Source organism: Bacillus sp. FJAT-27445 (genome assembly GCF_001510665.1).
Classification (GTDB): Bacteria; Bacillota; Bacilli; order Bacillales; family Cytobacillaceae; genus Bacillus_D.
On sequence record NZ_LMTI01000005.1, the window covers coordinates 129,714 to 146,201 of the forward strand.

Here is a 16,488-nt window from a genome sequence, read left to right on the forward strand (position 1 = left end):
TTGTAAAGAATGGAAAAAGGAAAACCACCCTTTTGTGGAATTCCACAAAAGGGCGGCTATTCGAATTTTGTAAGCTTAAGGTCCAGATAAAGAAGCATTTTCTGATTTGGATCCCTGAAATTGATTTCTCCAATTTCAGATATCCGCTTGAGTCTGTAGTTTAATGTGTTGGCATGGACGTTCAGCGTGCGGGAGGCATCATTTACATTTCCGTCCTTCGTAAGGAACACTTCAAGCGTTTCGACAAGATTGGTATTGTTCTTTTTGTCATATACCGCGAGCTGGGAAATTGAATGGTTTTCATAACGGCTATCCTTACGTTTCTCTAGGACAATATCCATCAGCTGATAGATGCCCAGTTTCGAATAGCTATGGATTTTCCCGGTTTCCTCTGGGAATTTATCCTTGATTGACAAAACGGCAAGTGCTTCCTGATATGCCCGGGCGGACTGGCAGTAATCAGAAAAGACGCTGCTGAATGCCGGGCGGACGGCGATAGGGCTGCTAAGATGGCTGGCCAATTTTCCCGCAAAGGAACCGTAGAAGCGGTCCACCTTGCACGAGTTCCCAGTTTCGTCCTGAATCCCGATGAGCAGGATTAAATGATTGCAGTCGATGGTGTGAAGCATAGGCTTGATTTCCTGGTATGTGTAAAGCAAGTAGGATATCCGCTTTTCCTCCTGGATTGAAATGTTTTTTGCAAAGTCAAACGCGGCAATGACAAATGCCGGAGCAGGGTTAATCTTTAGCTGTTCGAAATTATCAGTGATTTCCAGGTTGTCATTCAAATGGCCGGTTAGCAGCTTCCAGAATAATTCCTGCTTTCGGTCCTCTTTCCGGTTTTTTCGGATTTGGAGTTGGAGGAGCTTGCTCTTGGCGGACTCTGCCGCACTCTTTAAAAGGAGAAAATCCTTGTCTTCGAGAATCCTGTCCACTTCAAGCGCCCAAATGAACCCAAGTACTTCTTCCTGGTTCCGGATCGAAATCGCAACCCTGTTCCCCAGGCCAATTTCATTATTGCATTTTACACGGACAGGGTCAGTGCTTTTCAGAAGGGAAGGAATGGTTCCATCCTTCCAAAGCTGATTCACAACTTTTTCAGGCACACGCCTGCCAATAATTGTAGAGATTCGCGCGGGGTCCGTCCGGTCATCATGGCTGCTGTAGGCAAGCAGCCGATGGTTGGCATCTTCAATCGTTATCGGGCACTGAAGCGCGGAACTGATGGTTTCGGCAAATTCCTCCAGGCTATCAAAGGTTGTTTTAAACAAGTCCTTTACAATGTTGGGCATTCCGGACACCTCCATGGAACAAATAATCTGTCTAAAAAGGACGATTGGTGAAATCGACAAATGGGCTAGAGAATTTTTTTGTTTTTCCACAATAACTCTCTTTTTTGGACATGTTACAATCTTTCCAAGAAATATTCAATATTTTTGAAAGCGCTGTCAACTTGTGGGAAGGGAGAACGAAAAAAATAGGTTTATAGCAATTGCTTGTACAGCTGATTGGGGAATTGGCTGTATAGTAGAAATTATAGCAAAAACGCCATGGTTATTGCATCGGGGCAAAGCCCGCAATTGCGTCTATTTTCTAACGATTGGTTGAATAGGGAAAAAGGGAGAAACTAAGGGAGACAGGAATCTGGATTAGAATGCTCTTTCCTGGGTAAAGGAGAGAGTTGCAAACTCCGGCGACAAGCTGGTTATAAACGGGGGGAAGGCAGATGAGTAAGACAGCGGAAGGGAAATCTTTGCACCGGGGGCTAGAACAAAGGCATATTACGCTTATGTCACTGGGTGCGGCAATAGGGGTAGGGCTATTTCTTGGGTCGGCAACAGCAATTAAGATGGCTGGGCCGGGAATACTGTTTGGGTATGCTTTTGCTGGGCTGATGATGTTTTTCATAATGAGGGCGCTTGGGGAAATGGCGATTCAAAAGCCGGTTGCAGGGTCATTCAGCCAATATGCGCGGGATTACCTTGGACCGCTTGCCGGATACATAACAGGCTGGAATTATTGGTTTTTATGGGTTGTCACCTGTATGGCGGAAATAACTGCGGTCGGAATCTACATGAAATACTGGTTTCCGAATACAGAGGCATGGATTTGGGCGCTTGCCGCACTGGTCATCATGGCGTCAATAAACTTCCTGGCGGTTAAAGCGTATGGGGAATTGGAGTTTTGGTTCGCTCTGATAAAAATTGTGACCATCGTTGCCATGATTATCGTTGGAATCGGAATGATCGTTTTTGGTTTTGGCAACGGCGGCATCGCGACAGGCATCAGCAATCTTTGGGAAAACGGGGGTATTTTCCCGAATGGGCTAAAGGGAGTTCTTCTTTCACTCCAAATGGTTTTGTTCGCGTATCTGGGAATTGAAATGATTGGGGTAACGGCCGGGGAAGTCAAGAACCCTGAAAAATCCCTGGCACGCGCGATTGATACTGTGTTCTGGCGTATCCTGATTTTTTATGTGGGTGCATTGTTTGTCATTATGTCCATCTATCCGTGGACTGAAATTGGAACAAAAGGAAGCCCATTTGTACTGACCTTTGAACAAATTGGGATTCCGGCAGCAGCTGGCATTATTAACTTTGTGGTCATGACAGCCGCACTGTCCTCCTGCAATAGCGGGATTTTCAGTACAGCAAGAATGCTTTTCAATCTGGCTGGCCATGGTGAAGCACCGAAGAAATTCAGCAATGTTACTAAGAACGGCGTCCCGGGCTTGGCCATCATCGCATCGGCATCGGTTCTGCTTGTCGGCGTGGCCCTAAACTATTTGGTTCCGGAAAAGGTTTTCTTAATCGTAACAAGTGTAGCGACATTTGGTGCAATCTGGACTTGGGGAGTCATTCTTCTTTCGCAAATAAAATACCGAAAAAGCCTTGGCGAGAAGGATACAGCTCGGCTTAAGTATAAGGTTCCATTGTTTCCATACAGCTCCTATATTGCCTTGGCATTCCTAGCATTTGTGGTGGGAATTATGGCGTACAGCGCGGATACAAGGATTGCTGTCATCGTCGGGCCGCTCTGGCTTGCATTTTTGACCGTGGTCTATTACATGAAGGGCTTCCACAAGCGTAATCTCCATGAAACAACAAATAAGGGAAGTTATTCGGACGAACGAGTTGGATAGGCTTTAGAGATTTAATAGATGTGGCCGCTGGGTAAAAAGCCCAGCGGTTTTTCGTTGTATTTTATTGTAGTTAAAGCTAGCTCTCAAAGGCCAATTCCGAAACATGTTTAACACAATATTCACAAACAATATGGCGTTATCCACTATTTGGGATGATAAAATAAAAGTATAAGAAAGAGAATCATTCTCATTTAAACTCGTTAGGGTGATAAAGCATGCTGGCACATTTAAAAACAGGGGAAAAAGCGACGATAAAAGATATTTCGCTGGTTGACAGACTTGTAAGAAGAAGGTTGCTCGATCTTGGAATTACCGAAGGAAGCGAAGTGTGCATCAAGTGTATTTTGCCTTTCGGAGGGCCCATCATGATTGAATCCTGCGGGCAATGTATTGGAATAAGGCGCAAGGAAGCGAAATGTATCGAACTGGAGAGGGTATAAATGGAAATTGCGTTGATTGGCAATCCCAATACCGGGAAAACATCGCTATTTAATAATCTGACTGGATCCTATGAATACGTCGGCAACTGGAGTGGTGTAACGGTTGAAAAGAAGGTCGGTGTTTTCCGGAACAAGAGGGACCGCCTAATCGATTTGCCGGGCATTTATACTCTCAATCCTCTATCGAAGGATGAAGGGGTTGTAACAAATTTCTTTCTTGATGGCCCAGTCGACCGTATGCTCAATATTCTTGATGCTTCACAAATTGAACGGAATCTCCATTTAACAATCCAGCTAATTGAATTCGGCAAGCCAATCCTGATTGGCCTAAATATGATTGATGTTGCTAGCAGCAGGGGAATCCAAATTGACTCAGAGAAACTATCCGGCCTCCTTGGCATCCCTGTTGTCCCAGTTGTCGCCAGGAGCGGAAAAGGCTGTGAGAAGCTTCAGGCAATGACAGCTGCTGAAAGCTCACTCCCTCCAAAAAAGAACCTTGTGTATTATGGACACGAAATTGAAGAAGCCATTGTGGCAATAGCTGCCTTGGTGGAGGGGAAAACTGCCCATTCTCCAAGATGGCTCGCCCTCCAGCTTTTTGAAGGAAATATATATGTTGCCGATTACCTGCAAAAAATTGTGGACAGAGCCTTCCTTCACGAGATTGTTGGCAAACTTGAACGAGAGTTGGCTTCCAAAGGCGGGAAGGCATCTCTTGCCCATATCATCTATGAAAAGAGAAAACAGGCTATTTCAAGAATAGCGGCTGAAACAGTCAGGAAAAAAGGTGCGGTAGTTCCGCTTACCGAACGGATTGATGCCATCGTTACCAATAGGTTCCTTGGCATGCCGATTTTCCTTTTGCTCATGTACCTGATGTTCATGCTCACATTTGACTGGCTGGGATCTCCGCTATCAGACTTTCTTGATGGATTTATTAATGGTCCGCTTGCTGGTGCGGCTGATGGTGTACTGACTGCTGCAGGGGCATCGATGTTCCTTCACGCCCTGGTCAGCCAGGGATTGATTGCGGGCGTAGGCGGTGTTCTAGTATTCGTACCACAGATCTTTATTCTATTTTTCTTCATTTCCTTGCTTGAGGATTCGGGCTATATGGCCCGTGTGGCACTCGTCATGGACAGAATCATGGAATCTGTCGGCCTGAATGGGAAGGCGTTCATCCCAATGATGATTGGCTTTGGCTGCAATGTACCCGGCATTATGGCTGCCAGGACAATAGAAACGCCTCGTGAAAGACTGCTCACCGTTCTCTTGACTCCGTTAATGTCATGTTCCGCAAGGCTGCCTGTCTATGCCTTGTTTGTCGGGGCCTTTTTCGTGAAAAATGGGGCGGGAATCGTGTTAAGCCTTTATGTCCTGGGTATTTTAATTACGCTTATATTAGCAAAGTTGTTCTCAAAGACTCTTCTTAAAGCGGAAACTTCTCTCTTTGTTATTGAACTCCCCCCTTATCGTCTTCCGCAATTCCAGGCATTGTGGAGAAGTACGTGGGATAAGGGAAAAGGCTTTATTAAAAAAGCCGGTACATTCATTTTTGCGGGTTCGGTTTTTGTTTGGCTGCTTTCCTATGCCGGGCCAGGCGGGTTCAATGTTGAAATGGACCACAGCTTCCTGGCAGCGATAGGCGGAATCCTTGCTCCACTTTTAGATCCGATTGGCTTTGGGACCTGGCAGGCAGGCGCTTCCCTCTTAACAGGCTTTTTAGCAAAAGAAGCAATCGTCTCAACGATGAATATCATTTATTTCGCACCAACCGAATCACAGCTCCAGGGACTTATGGCAGGCTATTTTACACCCCTTTCAGCTTACAGCTTCATGGCCTTTATTTTGCTCTACATCCCATGCCTCGCAACGGTAGCGACAATCTACAAAGAAACCAGATCGAAGAAATGGACGGCTTTTTCCATCGGGTACGCTCTGTCTATCGCATACCTTTTATGCCTGGTAATCTACCAGGGAGGAAAATTGCTCGGCTTTGCCTAATTTGGAGGAAGGAGAGGATCATCAATGATTATAAACGTTCTGCTTGGAGGAGCCATTTTTGGATACGCCGGTTGGGCACTGGTCCGGTTCATAAACCGTTCGAAGAAAGGAAAGTGTGCGGCTTGTGCAATCCAGGAATCCTGTGAAGGAGGCTGCGGGCCTGCCGGAAAATAAATTTTGACGGTTTTTACTGACCCGCTTCAGCTTCATGGTAGTTGATAAAGTGTCCATTTAAAGACTGCTGTTTTGCGACAGTAGTTTTTATTTTTTTCAATATAGCAGGTGGTGGCTTTTAATTTTGAATATTATTGTGTAAAATTACACTTAAGAACGATGAAGGAAGGTTTTTTTGTGACAAGGGATGACATAATCGAAATGGTTTCCGAAAAACTTCGCCTTATCCGTACAGAGGCGGGATATACCCAGGACAAAATGGCTGATATCATCGGAGTTTCCAAAAAAACATTAGTCCAAATCGAAAAGGGAAGGGTCATGGCAGGCTGGTCAACGGTCGTTGCCGTGTGTGCCCTGTTCCGTGAAACAGAGACTGTTCAATTCCTGTTTGGAAATGAGCCCCTTGAAGTGCTCGAGACTGTCGCCAGAGAAGGAATTGATTATCGCCGCGGAAAGACTTTTGGCGGAAAAATTTGGTGGCGTGAACTAGTTAGGAAAAACGGTTTTATATTGCAGCAAAATATTTTAAGCAAACATCTTCGCATCCTTGATGATGAGCATTATCGGATATTCAGCTCCTTTGACGAGGAAACTGCCAGGCATCGTTTCAGCGAGCTGGCAGAAGGTAAATAAGCCGGGACGGCCGGCTTATTTATTTAGCAATCAAAACATTGCAAGGAGCCAGTTTGGATACTTTTTCCGTGATGTTTCCAATGAAAAATCCTGTAATTCCGCCTTTTCCAGAACTTCCGATAATAATTATATCTGCGTTTACCTCCTCGGCATATGCACAAATACTATCGGCTGGATTTCCTTCGAGCACCTGATAATTTGCATTAACCAAGCCTAACCTTCTTTTGGCTTCAAAAAAAACCTGGTCCACACTATTGCTTATAATTGTCTGGGTTGATGCCTCAGACTGACTGTATCCTAGTGTTGAAGGGGGAGCTGGCATCCCTTCGATCAGATAGCCATGAAGGGCTAGCCGCGAATCCCCGGAAATATCTACTCTTCTCGTTTCAATTTTTTCATCATATACGTTTACGACCGTCAAATGGGAATCGGGATTTCCTTGTATTATGGCTGCCGCCAGGTCAAGAGCCTTATCGCTGCCCTCACTTCCGTCATATGCCAAAATAATGTTCCGCAACTGGAAAGCCATAAAGAATTCCTCCTTTATATTTTTGACTTCAAATATATTCAGAAACTTCCGTCTATTTCTTTACCCTAAACTTCTTCCGCTTACTCCTTCCGAAAACTTCTGGTGATTTACATGATTTTCCCATTTTTCACCCCCAAAAAGCGAAATTCTTCTTCGAATCTTTTAGCAAAAGGGGAATGAGGTGATTTATGATGGGCACACAAGTGCATCCCATCATTAGGAAATGCCTACAACATTTAGATATCATAGAAGCGGATGATAAGGTTAAACAAATTGTGTATATGTATATGCAGTCCCTTTATAAAGAAATCAACGCCCAAAAACAGGAAGAAGAGCCGAAAGCAAGATTTTTGAGGTAAAAGCAGACGAGAAATCGGATGCTTTTTGTTTTTTTGTCGTCTAGGAAATTTCAAAATCGAACACTGTTGATAACTCGAAATATGTTATAGTAATCCAGCTCCAGCGCCTAGCCCCTCGAGGTCTTAAGCCGGTTCCCTCCGGAGGGCAGGCCCGTCCTCGGAAATGCTCGCATTTCCTTCGTGCGTGGGCGGATTCAGGGATGCCAATCAATGTCCTGCGGGTCCCGTCTTAATCTGGTCGGGGCTGACCAAGGCGCTTACGCATTTTGTTCTAAAAGGTGAAGCGAGTGCCGTTAAATTACCTTGGCTTCGGGGTGTAGAGTATTCAGGGCTTGGGTAAAAGATACTAAGAATGAGTTTGGTATAATACATGAGAACAACAAAATTAAAGCAAACAACCAAGAGGTTTTCATGCAGGAGGACACTATGAGAAGGCTATTATTCAGCGGACTATACGAAAATTGGAAAAAGTGGCACATGAACCAGATAATCATTCTGACACTGTCGACAGTTGTCTTGGGATTATTGGGTTCCTTTCACGTTTTTTCAAAAGGCGCTGATATTTCCGCGTTAAAAAATGAATTAAATCAGGCCACGGTCATTTATGATGTCCATGAAAAGGTGGCCAGTAAGGTTACTGCCAATAAGAGTGAAGGTACGCTTATCCGCGATGTACCGGAGCATATGAAAAACGCGGTAGTTGCGATAGAAGACCATCGTTTTTACAAGCATAACGGAGTAGATATAATCGGCATCTCCAGGGCTTTTTTCCGGAACCTTATGGCTGGCGGGGTCGTTGAAGGCGGAAGTACGATTACCCAGCAGCTGACAAAGAATGCAATCCTTGATTCTGAAAAAACATACAGCAGGAAGATAAAGGAAGCATTCCTTGCCAGGGAAATCGAAAAAGAGTACTCAAAGGATGAAATTCTCCAAATGTACTTGAATACGATTTATTTCGGTGACGGGGCTTGGGGAATCAACCGCGCAGCAAAGAAATATTTCGGCAAGGAAGTAAAGGATTTGACGTTGGGGGAATCCGCGATGCTTGCCGGGCTGATTAAGGCTCCATCTGCCCTGAACCCATACAAGCATTTGGAAAAAGCGCTTGAGCGGAGAAATGTCGTGCTCTGGATGATGGCGGAGCACGGTTTTATAACAAAGGACCAGGCCGGGAAGGCAAAAGAGGAAAAGGTAACACTCGTAGATAAAAGTGCCGACCCATTTAACGGCAAACATCCGTATTATGTTGACGCGGTACTTGAGGAAGCTATTAAGGCTTATGGATTTACCCAGGACGAACTATTAACGGGCGGCTATAAGATTTACACGGAATTGGATCCTAAGATGCAAGGCTCAGTTGAGTCGACCTACAAAGACGATTCTCTTTTCCCGGGCGGAAAGGAGCAGCTTGTTCAAAGCGGCGCCGTACTGGTCGATGCAAAAACAGGGGGAATCAGGGCTTTGGTTGGCGGCCGCGGCAAGCATGTATTCCGGGGCTATAATCGCGCAACCCAGCTGAAGAGGCAGCCTGGCTCCGTAATCAAACCGATAATCCCTTACACGCCGGCACTTGAAGAAGGCTGGAAGATTACTGATATGGTCAAGGATGAAAAAATGAAGTTCGGCGATTATGAACCGAATAATTACAACGGACAATTTGCCGGAGAGGTGCCTATGTATGAGGCGGTCAAAGATTCGAAGAACGTTCCAGCTGTTTGGCTCTTGAATGAAATTGGGATTGAAAAAGGCCTTGAAGCGGTTAAGAAATTCGGGCTCCCGCTTGATAAGGAGGACCGCAACCTCGCGATAGCTCTGGGTGGCCTTCATAGCGGAGTTTCCCCGAAAAATATGGCTGAGGCATTTTCCGTTTTTGCCAATCGGGGTGAAAGGGTCGATGCCCATACAATTGTCCGGATTGTGGATGCCTCGGGGAAAGTAGTCGCAAAACGGAAGGAAGAGAAGACAAGGGTTACAACGCCTGAAGTCGCTGACAAGATGAATACAATGCTGCTTGGGGTTGTGGAGCATGGTACGGGAAAAGGCGCCAGGATCGAGGGCCGGGAAGTTGCCGGAAAAACAGGGTCGACCCAGGTTGACATCCCTGGGATCAATGGCGTTAAGGACCAATGGTTTGTGGGGTATACTCCTGATTTGGTAGGAGCAGTCTGGGTAGGCTATGACAAGACTGATAAGGATCACTATCTGACGACCACGAGCAGTGAAGGAGCGGCCGTTATTTTCCGCAGATTTATGTCTGGCGCGCTTGAAGGGACAAAACCGACAAGCTTCAACGTCCAGCACATTGGTGAATTGATTGAACAAAGGAAGCGCGCCGAAGAGGATCGGAAGCAGAATAAACTTTGGAACGAGCTAAACGAAGGCGCAAAAAAATGGGAAGAACGAGTAAAAAAAGAGCGCGAAAAGTGGGAAAAGAAAAAGAAGAACAAAGAAAAAGGTAAAGGAAAAGATAAAAAGGATAAAGGAAAGAAGGATAAGGATTGATGGAAGGCGGGGGAACCCGTCTTCTTTGTTGTGCTGAGGAAAAAGTGTTTGTAAGTTTGAAGAAGAAAAGTATATAAGAGTTGGAGAGCCATCAGAATTAGCCTCCGCATCTGACAGAAAGCTGGCTTTTTAGAGGAAACGAGTCAGAAGTAGCCTGCGCTTCTGACAGGAAACTAGCTTTTTAGAGGAAACGAGTCAGAAGTAGCCTCCGCTTCTGACAAGAAAACTAGCAATTTAGAGGAAATGAGTCAGAAGAAGCCCCCACTTCTGACCGGTAACTGGTATTCTAGAAGATATGAGTCCGAAGCCCAGTAACATTCAGCCGCACCCCAAAATAAAAAACAGGGCCCGCGCCCTGTTTTTAAAATTTCGGCAGTATATAGTTGATCAAAAACCAGAGGACTCCGAAAAAGATGATAAGGTATGCTGCATACTTGATGAAGGTGCTTCCCACACGGGAGCTGTCGGAATGTTCCTCTTTCCTCACTTCGACATTACGCTTTTCTTCCATTCTATACACCTCGTTTCCCCTGGGGTCAGCCCAGCCAGTTAATGAGTAAATAAATAACAACGATTGCCCCAATTAGTGTAAGAATTGTCCGAATCATGAGGCACCCTCCTAGATTTGGAACGTTTCACTTGTGTTGAGGAAACGTTTTTTGCTCTTTTGCAAAATAGAGAATTCGGACGTGCAGATTTTTTGAATGCCATCCAAGTGTTCTTGGACATTTTCGCCTTCCGCAATGATTTTCAAAGCTGTACCCGGTTCAATCATAAGCAGAAAAGAAACGAGTTTTGGAAGATTCGCTGCATCGACCGCACGGTTCCTGCAATATAGATAAGTAGAACCGTTAAATTGTTTTGCAGCCTGGAAAATATCCATCATCTTCTTCATCATGAATCTATTGAGGATAATAACATTTGCTGACATGATTTCTTTCATCGTTTATTCTCCTTTGCCTTTTGTCCTATAAGTACGTTGTGATACTTATTTACCCAGCCTGCTGTTTACTGAAACCTTCCCCCTTTTTCCAGGATAGGACCTATCTCCCAAAGTGCGGTTTTAGCTGATTGCAACGCCGGGTATCTTTTAGGTATAGTAAGGAAAGCGGAGTCACCCTCTTCTGCATGGGCGGGAGAGCTATTGCGAAATCGTTCTAGAGAGGAGAGAAATAAATTGCTAACCCTCATTAAAAACGGGGAAATTTACTCCCCACATTACCTTGGTAAAAAAGACCTTCTTATCATTGACAGGAGGATTGGCTGCATTGGGGATAAAATCGATGTTCCTGAAAATTTCGCGCCTGTTAAGGTAGTCGATGCGGAAGGGAAATACATTGTACCAGGTTTTATTGACGCGCATGTACATATTACTGGCGGGGGGGGCGAGGGAAGCTACCGCACCCGCACTCCGGAGTTGCAGCTGACTGATGCGACTCTTGCCGGTGTAACGACAATCGTAGGTGTCCTCGGAACCGATGGAACAACAAGGACGATGACAAATTTGATAGCCAAGGCGCGAGCGCTTGAGGAAGAAGGCATTACCTGCTATGTCCATACCGGCTCATACCAGGTTCCTTTAAAGACTTTAACCGGAAAAATAGAAGATGACATCATCCTGATCGATAAAATTATTGGGGCAGGGGAAGTGGCGATTGCTGACCACCGTTCCTCGCAGCCAACAGCCGAAGAAATGGCGAAAATTGCGTCAGCGGCCAGGATTGGCGGACTATTATCAGGGAAATGCGGCATCGTGAATGTCCATGTCGGCGACAGCTATAACCATCTCAAGATAATAGAAGAAGTGGTCGAGAAGACGGATATTCCAATCAGGCAGTTTTATCCAACCCATATTAACCGAAACCACCACCTATTCGAAGAGGGCATCCGGTTCGCGAAAAAGGGCGGATATATCGATTTTACAACCAGCTCAATTCCAAAGTTTTTTGAAGAAGGAGAAGTCAAACCTTCGATAGGCTTGAGAAGGATGCTTGACCAGCAAATCGATATCTCCCAGATTACGTTCACATCCGACGCCCAGGGCAGCCTCCCGGATTTCGATGAATTTGGCGAGCTGCTTGGCCTGAAAATCGGCAAGGTTTCAACTCTCTATGATGAAGTCAGGGATGCCATCGTCCAGGAAGGGATTCCTATGGAAATTGCGCTCAGGGTCATCACGCAAAATCCAGCGGCAATCCTTAAGCTTTCCAGTAAAGGCATGGTCACGGAAGGAAAGGATGCCGACATAGTCATGCTTGATAAAGAATCCCTCGCGATTAAAGATGTTTTTGCGATGGGAAGAATGATGGTCCAGGATGGGAACGCCATCGTTAAGGGCACGTTTTCTTAAAAATAACTTCTTTTCAGAAAATAAAACCTATTTTGGAAATTAAAATTGACAAACAGCAAGTCCCAGTGTTAACCTAGCAAAGTATAAAAAAGGAAAAGGTAAAGGAAAAGGAGGGGCGCGACATGCTCAGATTTGTGGATAACCATAATACAGCTGAATATGGATGGAATTGCACCCTGCCCCTGTTTCCGCCCTTTGCCGCCCGTTTATAAAGCGCGAGGCAAAGCTATTCAGGCAGGCATGGCTGCGTTCCTATTGAACGCAACATGGTTTGTCTCCCAAAGTAAATGAATGTTCAGGGACATATCGCAATGCTGCGGTATGTCCTTTTTGGTGTTTTCGGAAAAAATCATTGATACGGCAAGGGCACGGTTAACAAAGAGGAGTTGGTTTTACATGTTTTCTGTTTTGAAAAAATTAAGTTGGTTTTTTAAAGAAAATTGGAAAAGATATACGGTTTCAATTATTCTGCTGGTCATCGTGGGGCTAATCGATATCCTGCCGCCAAAACTGATCGGGATGGCGATTGATGACATCCAGACAGGGACGATGGTGAAGGAAATCATTCTTCGCTACGTTGGGATCCTGTTGTTGGTAACGGTTCTTTCGTATTCAATCACGTATATTTGGCATTATAAGCTTTTTGGCGGCGCGTTCCTTGTCGAGAGGAAACTCAGAAGCAATTTCATGCGCCATCTCCTTAGAATGGCACCGCCTTTTTACGAAAAGAACCGGACAGGGGATCTAATGGCAAGGGCTACAAATGACATTAAGGCGATATCCATGACCGCTGGGTTTGGAATCCTTACGCTTGTCGATTCGACTGTCTGGATGTTAACAATCCTTTTAACAATGGGATTTTCAATCAGTTGGAAATTGACGCTCGTATCCATCATTCCTCTTCCAATCATGGCAGTGCTAATGAATGCGTACGGAAAGAAGATTCACGGAAGCTTTATGAAGGCGCAAAATGCGTTCGGAGAGCTGAATGACCGGGTGCTTGAATCCATAGCGGGAATACGCGTCATCCGCGCATATGTCCAAGAGAAAGAAGAGCGGGAGACATTCCACGGCCTGACAGAAAGTCTTTTTGAAAAAAATATTGCTGTTGCGAGAATCGACTCGCTCTTTAATCCCACGATTAAAATTCTTGTCGGGGTCAGCTATATGATTGGCCTTGGCTACGGTGCGAAGCTTGTTTTCAGCCAGCAGATAACTTTAGGTAATCTTGTTTCGTTCAACGTTTACCTCGGGATGCTGATTTGGCCGATGTTTGCCGTCGGTGAGTTGATCAACATCATGCAGCGCGGCAACGCGTCACTGGATCGCGTGCAGGAGATCCTCGTTTATAAGGAGGATGTTAAAGACAAGGAAGAGACGGTTAGCGCTGAATCGCCTGACAGTATCCACTATGAGGATGTAACATTCCGTTACCCAAGCTCAAGCCAGGATAATCTTACCAATATAAATGCCCGCCTGAACCGGGGGGAGACGCTTGGGATTGTCGGAAAAACCGGCAGCGGGAAAACAACGTTCATTAAACAGCTTTTGCGTGAGTATCCGACAGGGGAAGGCAGGCTTGCAATTGCGGATGTGCCGATAGAGAATCAGCCACTTGAGGAAGTCCGCGGCTGGATTGGTTATGTTCCACAGGACCATGTGCTGTTTTCAAGGACAATCCGCGAGAACATTTTGTTTGGTAACCGGGAGGCAAGTGAAACTGAGCTTCAGCAGGCAATCGACTCGGCAGATTTCCGCAAAGACATGGCTAATCTTCCGGAGGGGCTTGAAACGCTTGTCGGCGAGAAGGGCGTTTCCCTGTCCGGCGGGCAGAAGCAAAGGATTTCGATTGCCCGCGCGATGATCAAGAATCCCGAAATCCTAATCCTCGATGATTCGCTTTCCGCGGTTGATGCGAAAACGGAGCAGCAAATCATTGAAAATATCCGGAGGGACCGCGCCGGAAAAACAAATGTCATCACAACCCACAGGATGTCCGCCGTGCAGCATGCCGACCGGATCATCGTGCTTGATAACGGGCGAATCATTGAAGAAGGTACACACGAACAATTGATGGAAAACGGCGGCTGGTACAAGGAGCAATACGAACGCCAGCTTGCCGAAACGGCTGCGGAGGAGGGAGTATCCCTATGACAACGGGAAAAAGATTATACAAATACGCGCTTCAATTTAAAATGATCATTTTTGCGGCCCTGGCGATGCTCACCATTTCCGCGGCGGCGGACCTTGCCGGGCCGTTTATCGCCAAACGGATCATTGATGTCCATATTCTCGGCATTGAATCCACCTGGTACGAAACCTCTAAAGGAAGTGAAGCTGTCGAGTTTGACGGCAGCTATTATAAAAGGGATGTTTATTTTAACAAAGGTGAGGAAAAAGGGAAGCCTGTCCAAATTCTCCAGGCAGGCTCGAAGTTTGTCCTTGTGGGCCAGCCGGTTAAGGCGGACGGAAAACGGAGCTACCAAAACGGGGTCCTGAAAATTGAAAAAGACGGCCGGATTGAAAGCTATCAGTCAACACTCCTGTCTGCAAAAGACGTAATGAAGTTTTCGGCGCCTGAACTGCCGCACATCTTCCGCCTGTTGGCAATGTATTTCGGCCTACTGCTCGTGTCAGCATTTTTCCAATACTGGCAGAGGTTCACGCTGCAAAAATCCGCCAACCGAATTATCCAAAAAATGCGGGAGGACGTTTTCGCGCATATTCAGAAGCTGCCTGTCCGCTTCTTCGATAATTTGCCGGCCGGAAAAGTGGTTGCGAGGATCACGAACGACACCGAGGCGGTAAGGGAGCTATATGTTACCGTCCTGTCGACTTTCTTTACAAGCGCGATATATATTGGGGGCATTTATATCGCCCTGTTCATCCTGAGTCCGAAGCTTGCAGCGGTCTGCCTGCTGCTTCTGCCAATCCTGTATGCATGGATCCTTGTTTACCGGAAGTTCGCATCGAAATACAACCATATCATCAGGTCACGCAACAGTGAAATTAATGCGACGGTAAATGAATCCATCCAGGGGATGAACATCATCCAGGCATTCGGCAGGGAAAAAGAAACCGATGCCGATTTTGAAAAATTGAACACGGACCATTTCAGGAACCAAAACAAACTCCTGAACCTTAATTCCCTGACTTCCCATAACCTCGTCAATGTCCTTCGGAACCTCGTTTTCGTCATGTTCATCTGGTACTTTGGCGGGGAAGCGCTGAACGCTGAGGCGGTTATATCACTAGGTATGCTGTATGCGTTCGTTGATTACATCAACCGCCTGTTCGAACCCATTGTCGGCGTTGTCAACCAGCTTGCGAACCTTGAGCAGGCACTGGTCGCAGGCGAGCGGGTGTTCACGCTGCTGGATGAATCCGAAGAGGAGGACAATGGAGCCAACCTTCCGGATTACAAAGGGAATGTCCGTTTTGACAATGTGTCTTTTGCCTACAAGGAAAACGAGTGGGTTCTGAAAAACATCGACTTCGAGGCGCGTCCAGGAGAAACGGTCGCGCTTGTCGGCCACACCGGCTCTGGAAAAAGCTCGATCATGAACCTGCTCTTCCGGTTTTATGACTGTCAAAAGGGTGCCATCACGATTGACGGAGTTGATGTCAAAACGATTACCCGGAATGCGCTCCGCCGCAATATGGGCATTGTGCTGCAGGATCCGTACCTGTTCACAGGCACAATCGCTTCGAACGTCAGCCTCGGTGATCCTTCAATTTCAAGGGAACGGGTTGAAAAAGCGCTTCGCGATGTCGGTGCGGAGGAAATCTTCAAGCATCTTGAAAAAAGCTATGACGAGCCGGTCACCGAAAAAGGCGCGACTTTCTCTAGCGGCCAGCGCCAATTGATTTCGTTTGCCAGGGCGCTCGCGTTCGACCCAGCCATCCTGATCCTTGACGAAGCGACGTCCAGCATCGACAGTGAGACGGAAGCCGTCATCCAGGAAGCGATGGAGGTGCTGAAGAAAGGGCGGACCACGTTCATCATCGCCCACAGGCTGTCGACCATTCGCAATGCCGACCAGATCCTTGTTCTGGATAAAGGTGAAATCGTCGAAAAAGGAAATCATGATGAATTGATGGAACAAAAAGGCCGCTATTACCAGATGTACCAGCTCCAGTTTGGGAAAGGGAATCTGGCCGTATAATAGTTGCAAGCCCGCCATGGCGTGATGGCGGGCTTTTTTGTTCGTCTAGGAAATTTTAAAATCCAACATTGTGTATAACCCTAAATAAGTTGTTGTAATCCAGCTCCAGCGCCTAGCCCCTCGAGGTCTTAAGCCGGTTCCCTCCGGAGGGCAGGCCCGTCCTGCGGGCCCCGTCTTAATCTGGTC

Annotated in this window: 14 protein-coding genes; 10 read left to right on the top strand and 4 right to left on the bottom strand. The window is 46.3% G+C overall.

The features are described from left to right. Positions 1-56: 56 nt before the first annotated feature. Positions 57-1,292: a CdaR family transcriptional regulator gene (locus tag AR337_RS15265; RefSeq protein ID WP_059172880.1), complete on the bottom strand. Its 1,236-nt coding sequence runs from the start codon at positions 1,290-1,292 to the stop codon at positions 57-59. A gap of 434 nt (positions 1,293-1,726) precedes the next feature. On the opposite strand from AR337_RS15265, the gene AR337_RS15270 reads away from it, so the two are divergent. The 5 genes from AR337_RS15270 to AR337_RS15290 all read left to right on the top strand — a co-directional run bounded on the left by AR337_RS15270 (position 1,727) and on the right by AR337_RS15290 (position 6,393). Further along, the gene (locus tag AR337_RS15270) at positions 1,727-3,142 is read left to right on the top strand and encodes an amino acid permease (protein WP_059172881.1); all 1,416 of its coding nucleotides are present in this window, start codon (positions 1,727-1,729) and stop codon (positions 3,140-3,142) included. A gap of 215 nt (positions 3,143-3,357) precedes the next feature. Further along, complete coding sequence (locus tag AR337_RS15275) at positions 3,358-3,582, top strand: FeoA family protein (protein WP_059172882.1); 225 nt, start codon at positions 3,358-3,360, stop codon at positions 3,580-3,582. Beyond that, entirely contained in the window at positions 3,583-5,586 is a 2,004-nt protein-coding gene (feoB, locus tag AR337_RS15280) for a ferrous iron transport protein B (RefSeq protein WP_059172883.1), read from the top strand. A gap of 24 nt (positions 5,587-5,610) precedes the next feature. Continuing rightward, on the top strand, positions 5,611-5,760 hold the full coding sequence (locus AR337_RS15285) for a FeoB-associated Cys-rich membrane protein (protein WP_059172884.1): 150 nt from the start codon (positions 5,611-5,613) through the stop codon (positions 5,758-5,760). A 177-nt stretch (positions 5,761-5,937) separates the two neighbouring features. Then, positions 5,938-6,393 carry a helix-turn-helix transcriptional regulator gene (locus tag AR337_RS15290; RefSeq protein ID WP_059172885.1) on the top strand — a complete coding sequence of 152 codons (456 nt, stop codon included), beginning with the start codon at positions 5,938-5,940 and terminating at the stop codon, positions 6,391-6,393. Positions 6,394-6,412: 19 nt separating this feature from the next. On the opposite strand, the gene AR337_RS15295 is transcribed toward AR337_RS15290, so the two are convergent. Next, positions 6,413-6,922, bottom strand: a complete 510-nt coding sequence (locus tag AR337_RS15295; protein WP_059172886.1) for a universal stress protein — start codon at positions 6,920-6,922, stop codon at positions 6,413-6,415. A gap of 191 nt (positions 6,923-7,113) precedes the next feature. Here AR337_RS15295 and AR337_RS23230 point away from each other — a divergent pair, with 191 nt between their 5' ends. Beyond that, positions 7,114-7,281, top strand: a complete 168-nt coding sequence (locus AR337_RS23230; protein WP_156424419.1) for a hypothetical protein — start codon at positions 7,114-7,116, stop codon at positions 7,279-7,281. A 426-nt stretch (positions 7,282-7,707) separates the two neighbouring features. After that, complete coding sequence (locus tag AR337_RS15300; protein WP_059172887.1) at positions 7,708-9,786, top strand: transglycosylase domain-containing protein; 2,079 nt, start codon at positions 7,708-7,710, stop codon at positions 9,784-9,786. Between the two features lie 361 nt (positions 9,787-10,147). On the opposite strand, the gene AR337_RS23520 is transcribed toward AR337_RS15300, so the two are convergent. Then, the gene (locus AR337_RS23520; protein WP_172797556.1) at positions 10,148-10,297 is read right to left on the bottom strand and encodes a hypothetical protein; all 150 of its coding nucleotides are present in this window, start codon (positions 10,295-10,297) and stop codon (positions 10,148-10,150) included. A 108-nt stretch (positions 10,298-10,405) separates the two neighbouring features. After that, positions 10,406-10,729, bottom strand: coding sequence for an HPr family phosphocarrier protein (locus AR337_RS15310; RefSeq protein WP_059172889.1), 324 nt, complete (start codon positions 10,727-10,729; stop codon positions 10,406-10,408). 234 nt (positions 10,730-10,963) lie between these two features. Here AR337_RS15310 and iadA point away from each other — a divergent pair, with 234 nt between their 5' ends. The 3 genes from iadA to AR337_RS15325 all read left to right on the top strand — a co-directional run bounded on the left by iadA (position 10,964) and on the right by AR337_RS15325 (position 16,302). Next, positions 10,964-12,136, top strand: coding sequence for a beta-aspartyl-peptidase (iadA, locus tag AR337_RS15315; RefSeq protein ID WP_059172890.1), 1,173 nt, complete (start codon positions 10,964-10,966; stop codon positions 12,134-12,136). A 396-nt stretch (positions 12,137-12,532) separates the two neighbouring features. Further along, complete coding sequence (locus tag AR337_RS15320; protein ID WP_059172891.1) at positions 12,533-14,290, top strand: ABC transporter ATP-binding protein; 1,758 nt, start codon at positions 12,533-12,535, stop codon at positions 14,288-14,290. Beyond that, a complete protein-coding gene (locus AR337_RS15325) occupies positions 14,287-16,302 on the top strand; it encodes an ABC transporter ATP-binding protein (RefSeq protein WP_059172892.1) in 2,016 nt (671 codons plus the stop codon). The genes AR337_RS15320 and AR337_RS15325 overlap by 4 nt, the downstream gene beginning before the upstream one ends. The last annotated feature ends 186 nt before the right edge of the window (positions 16,303-16,488 follow it).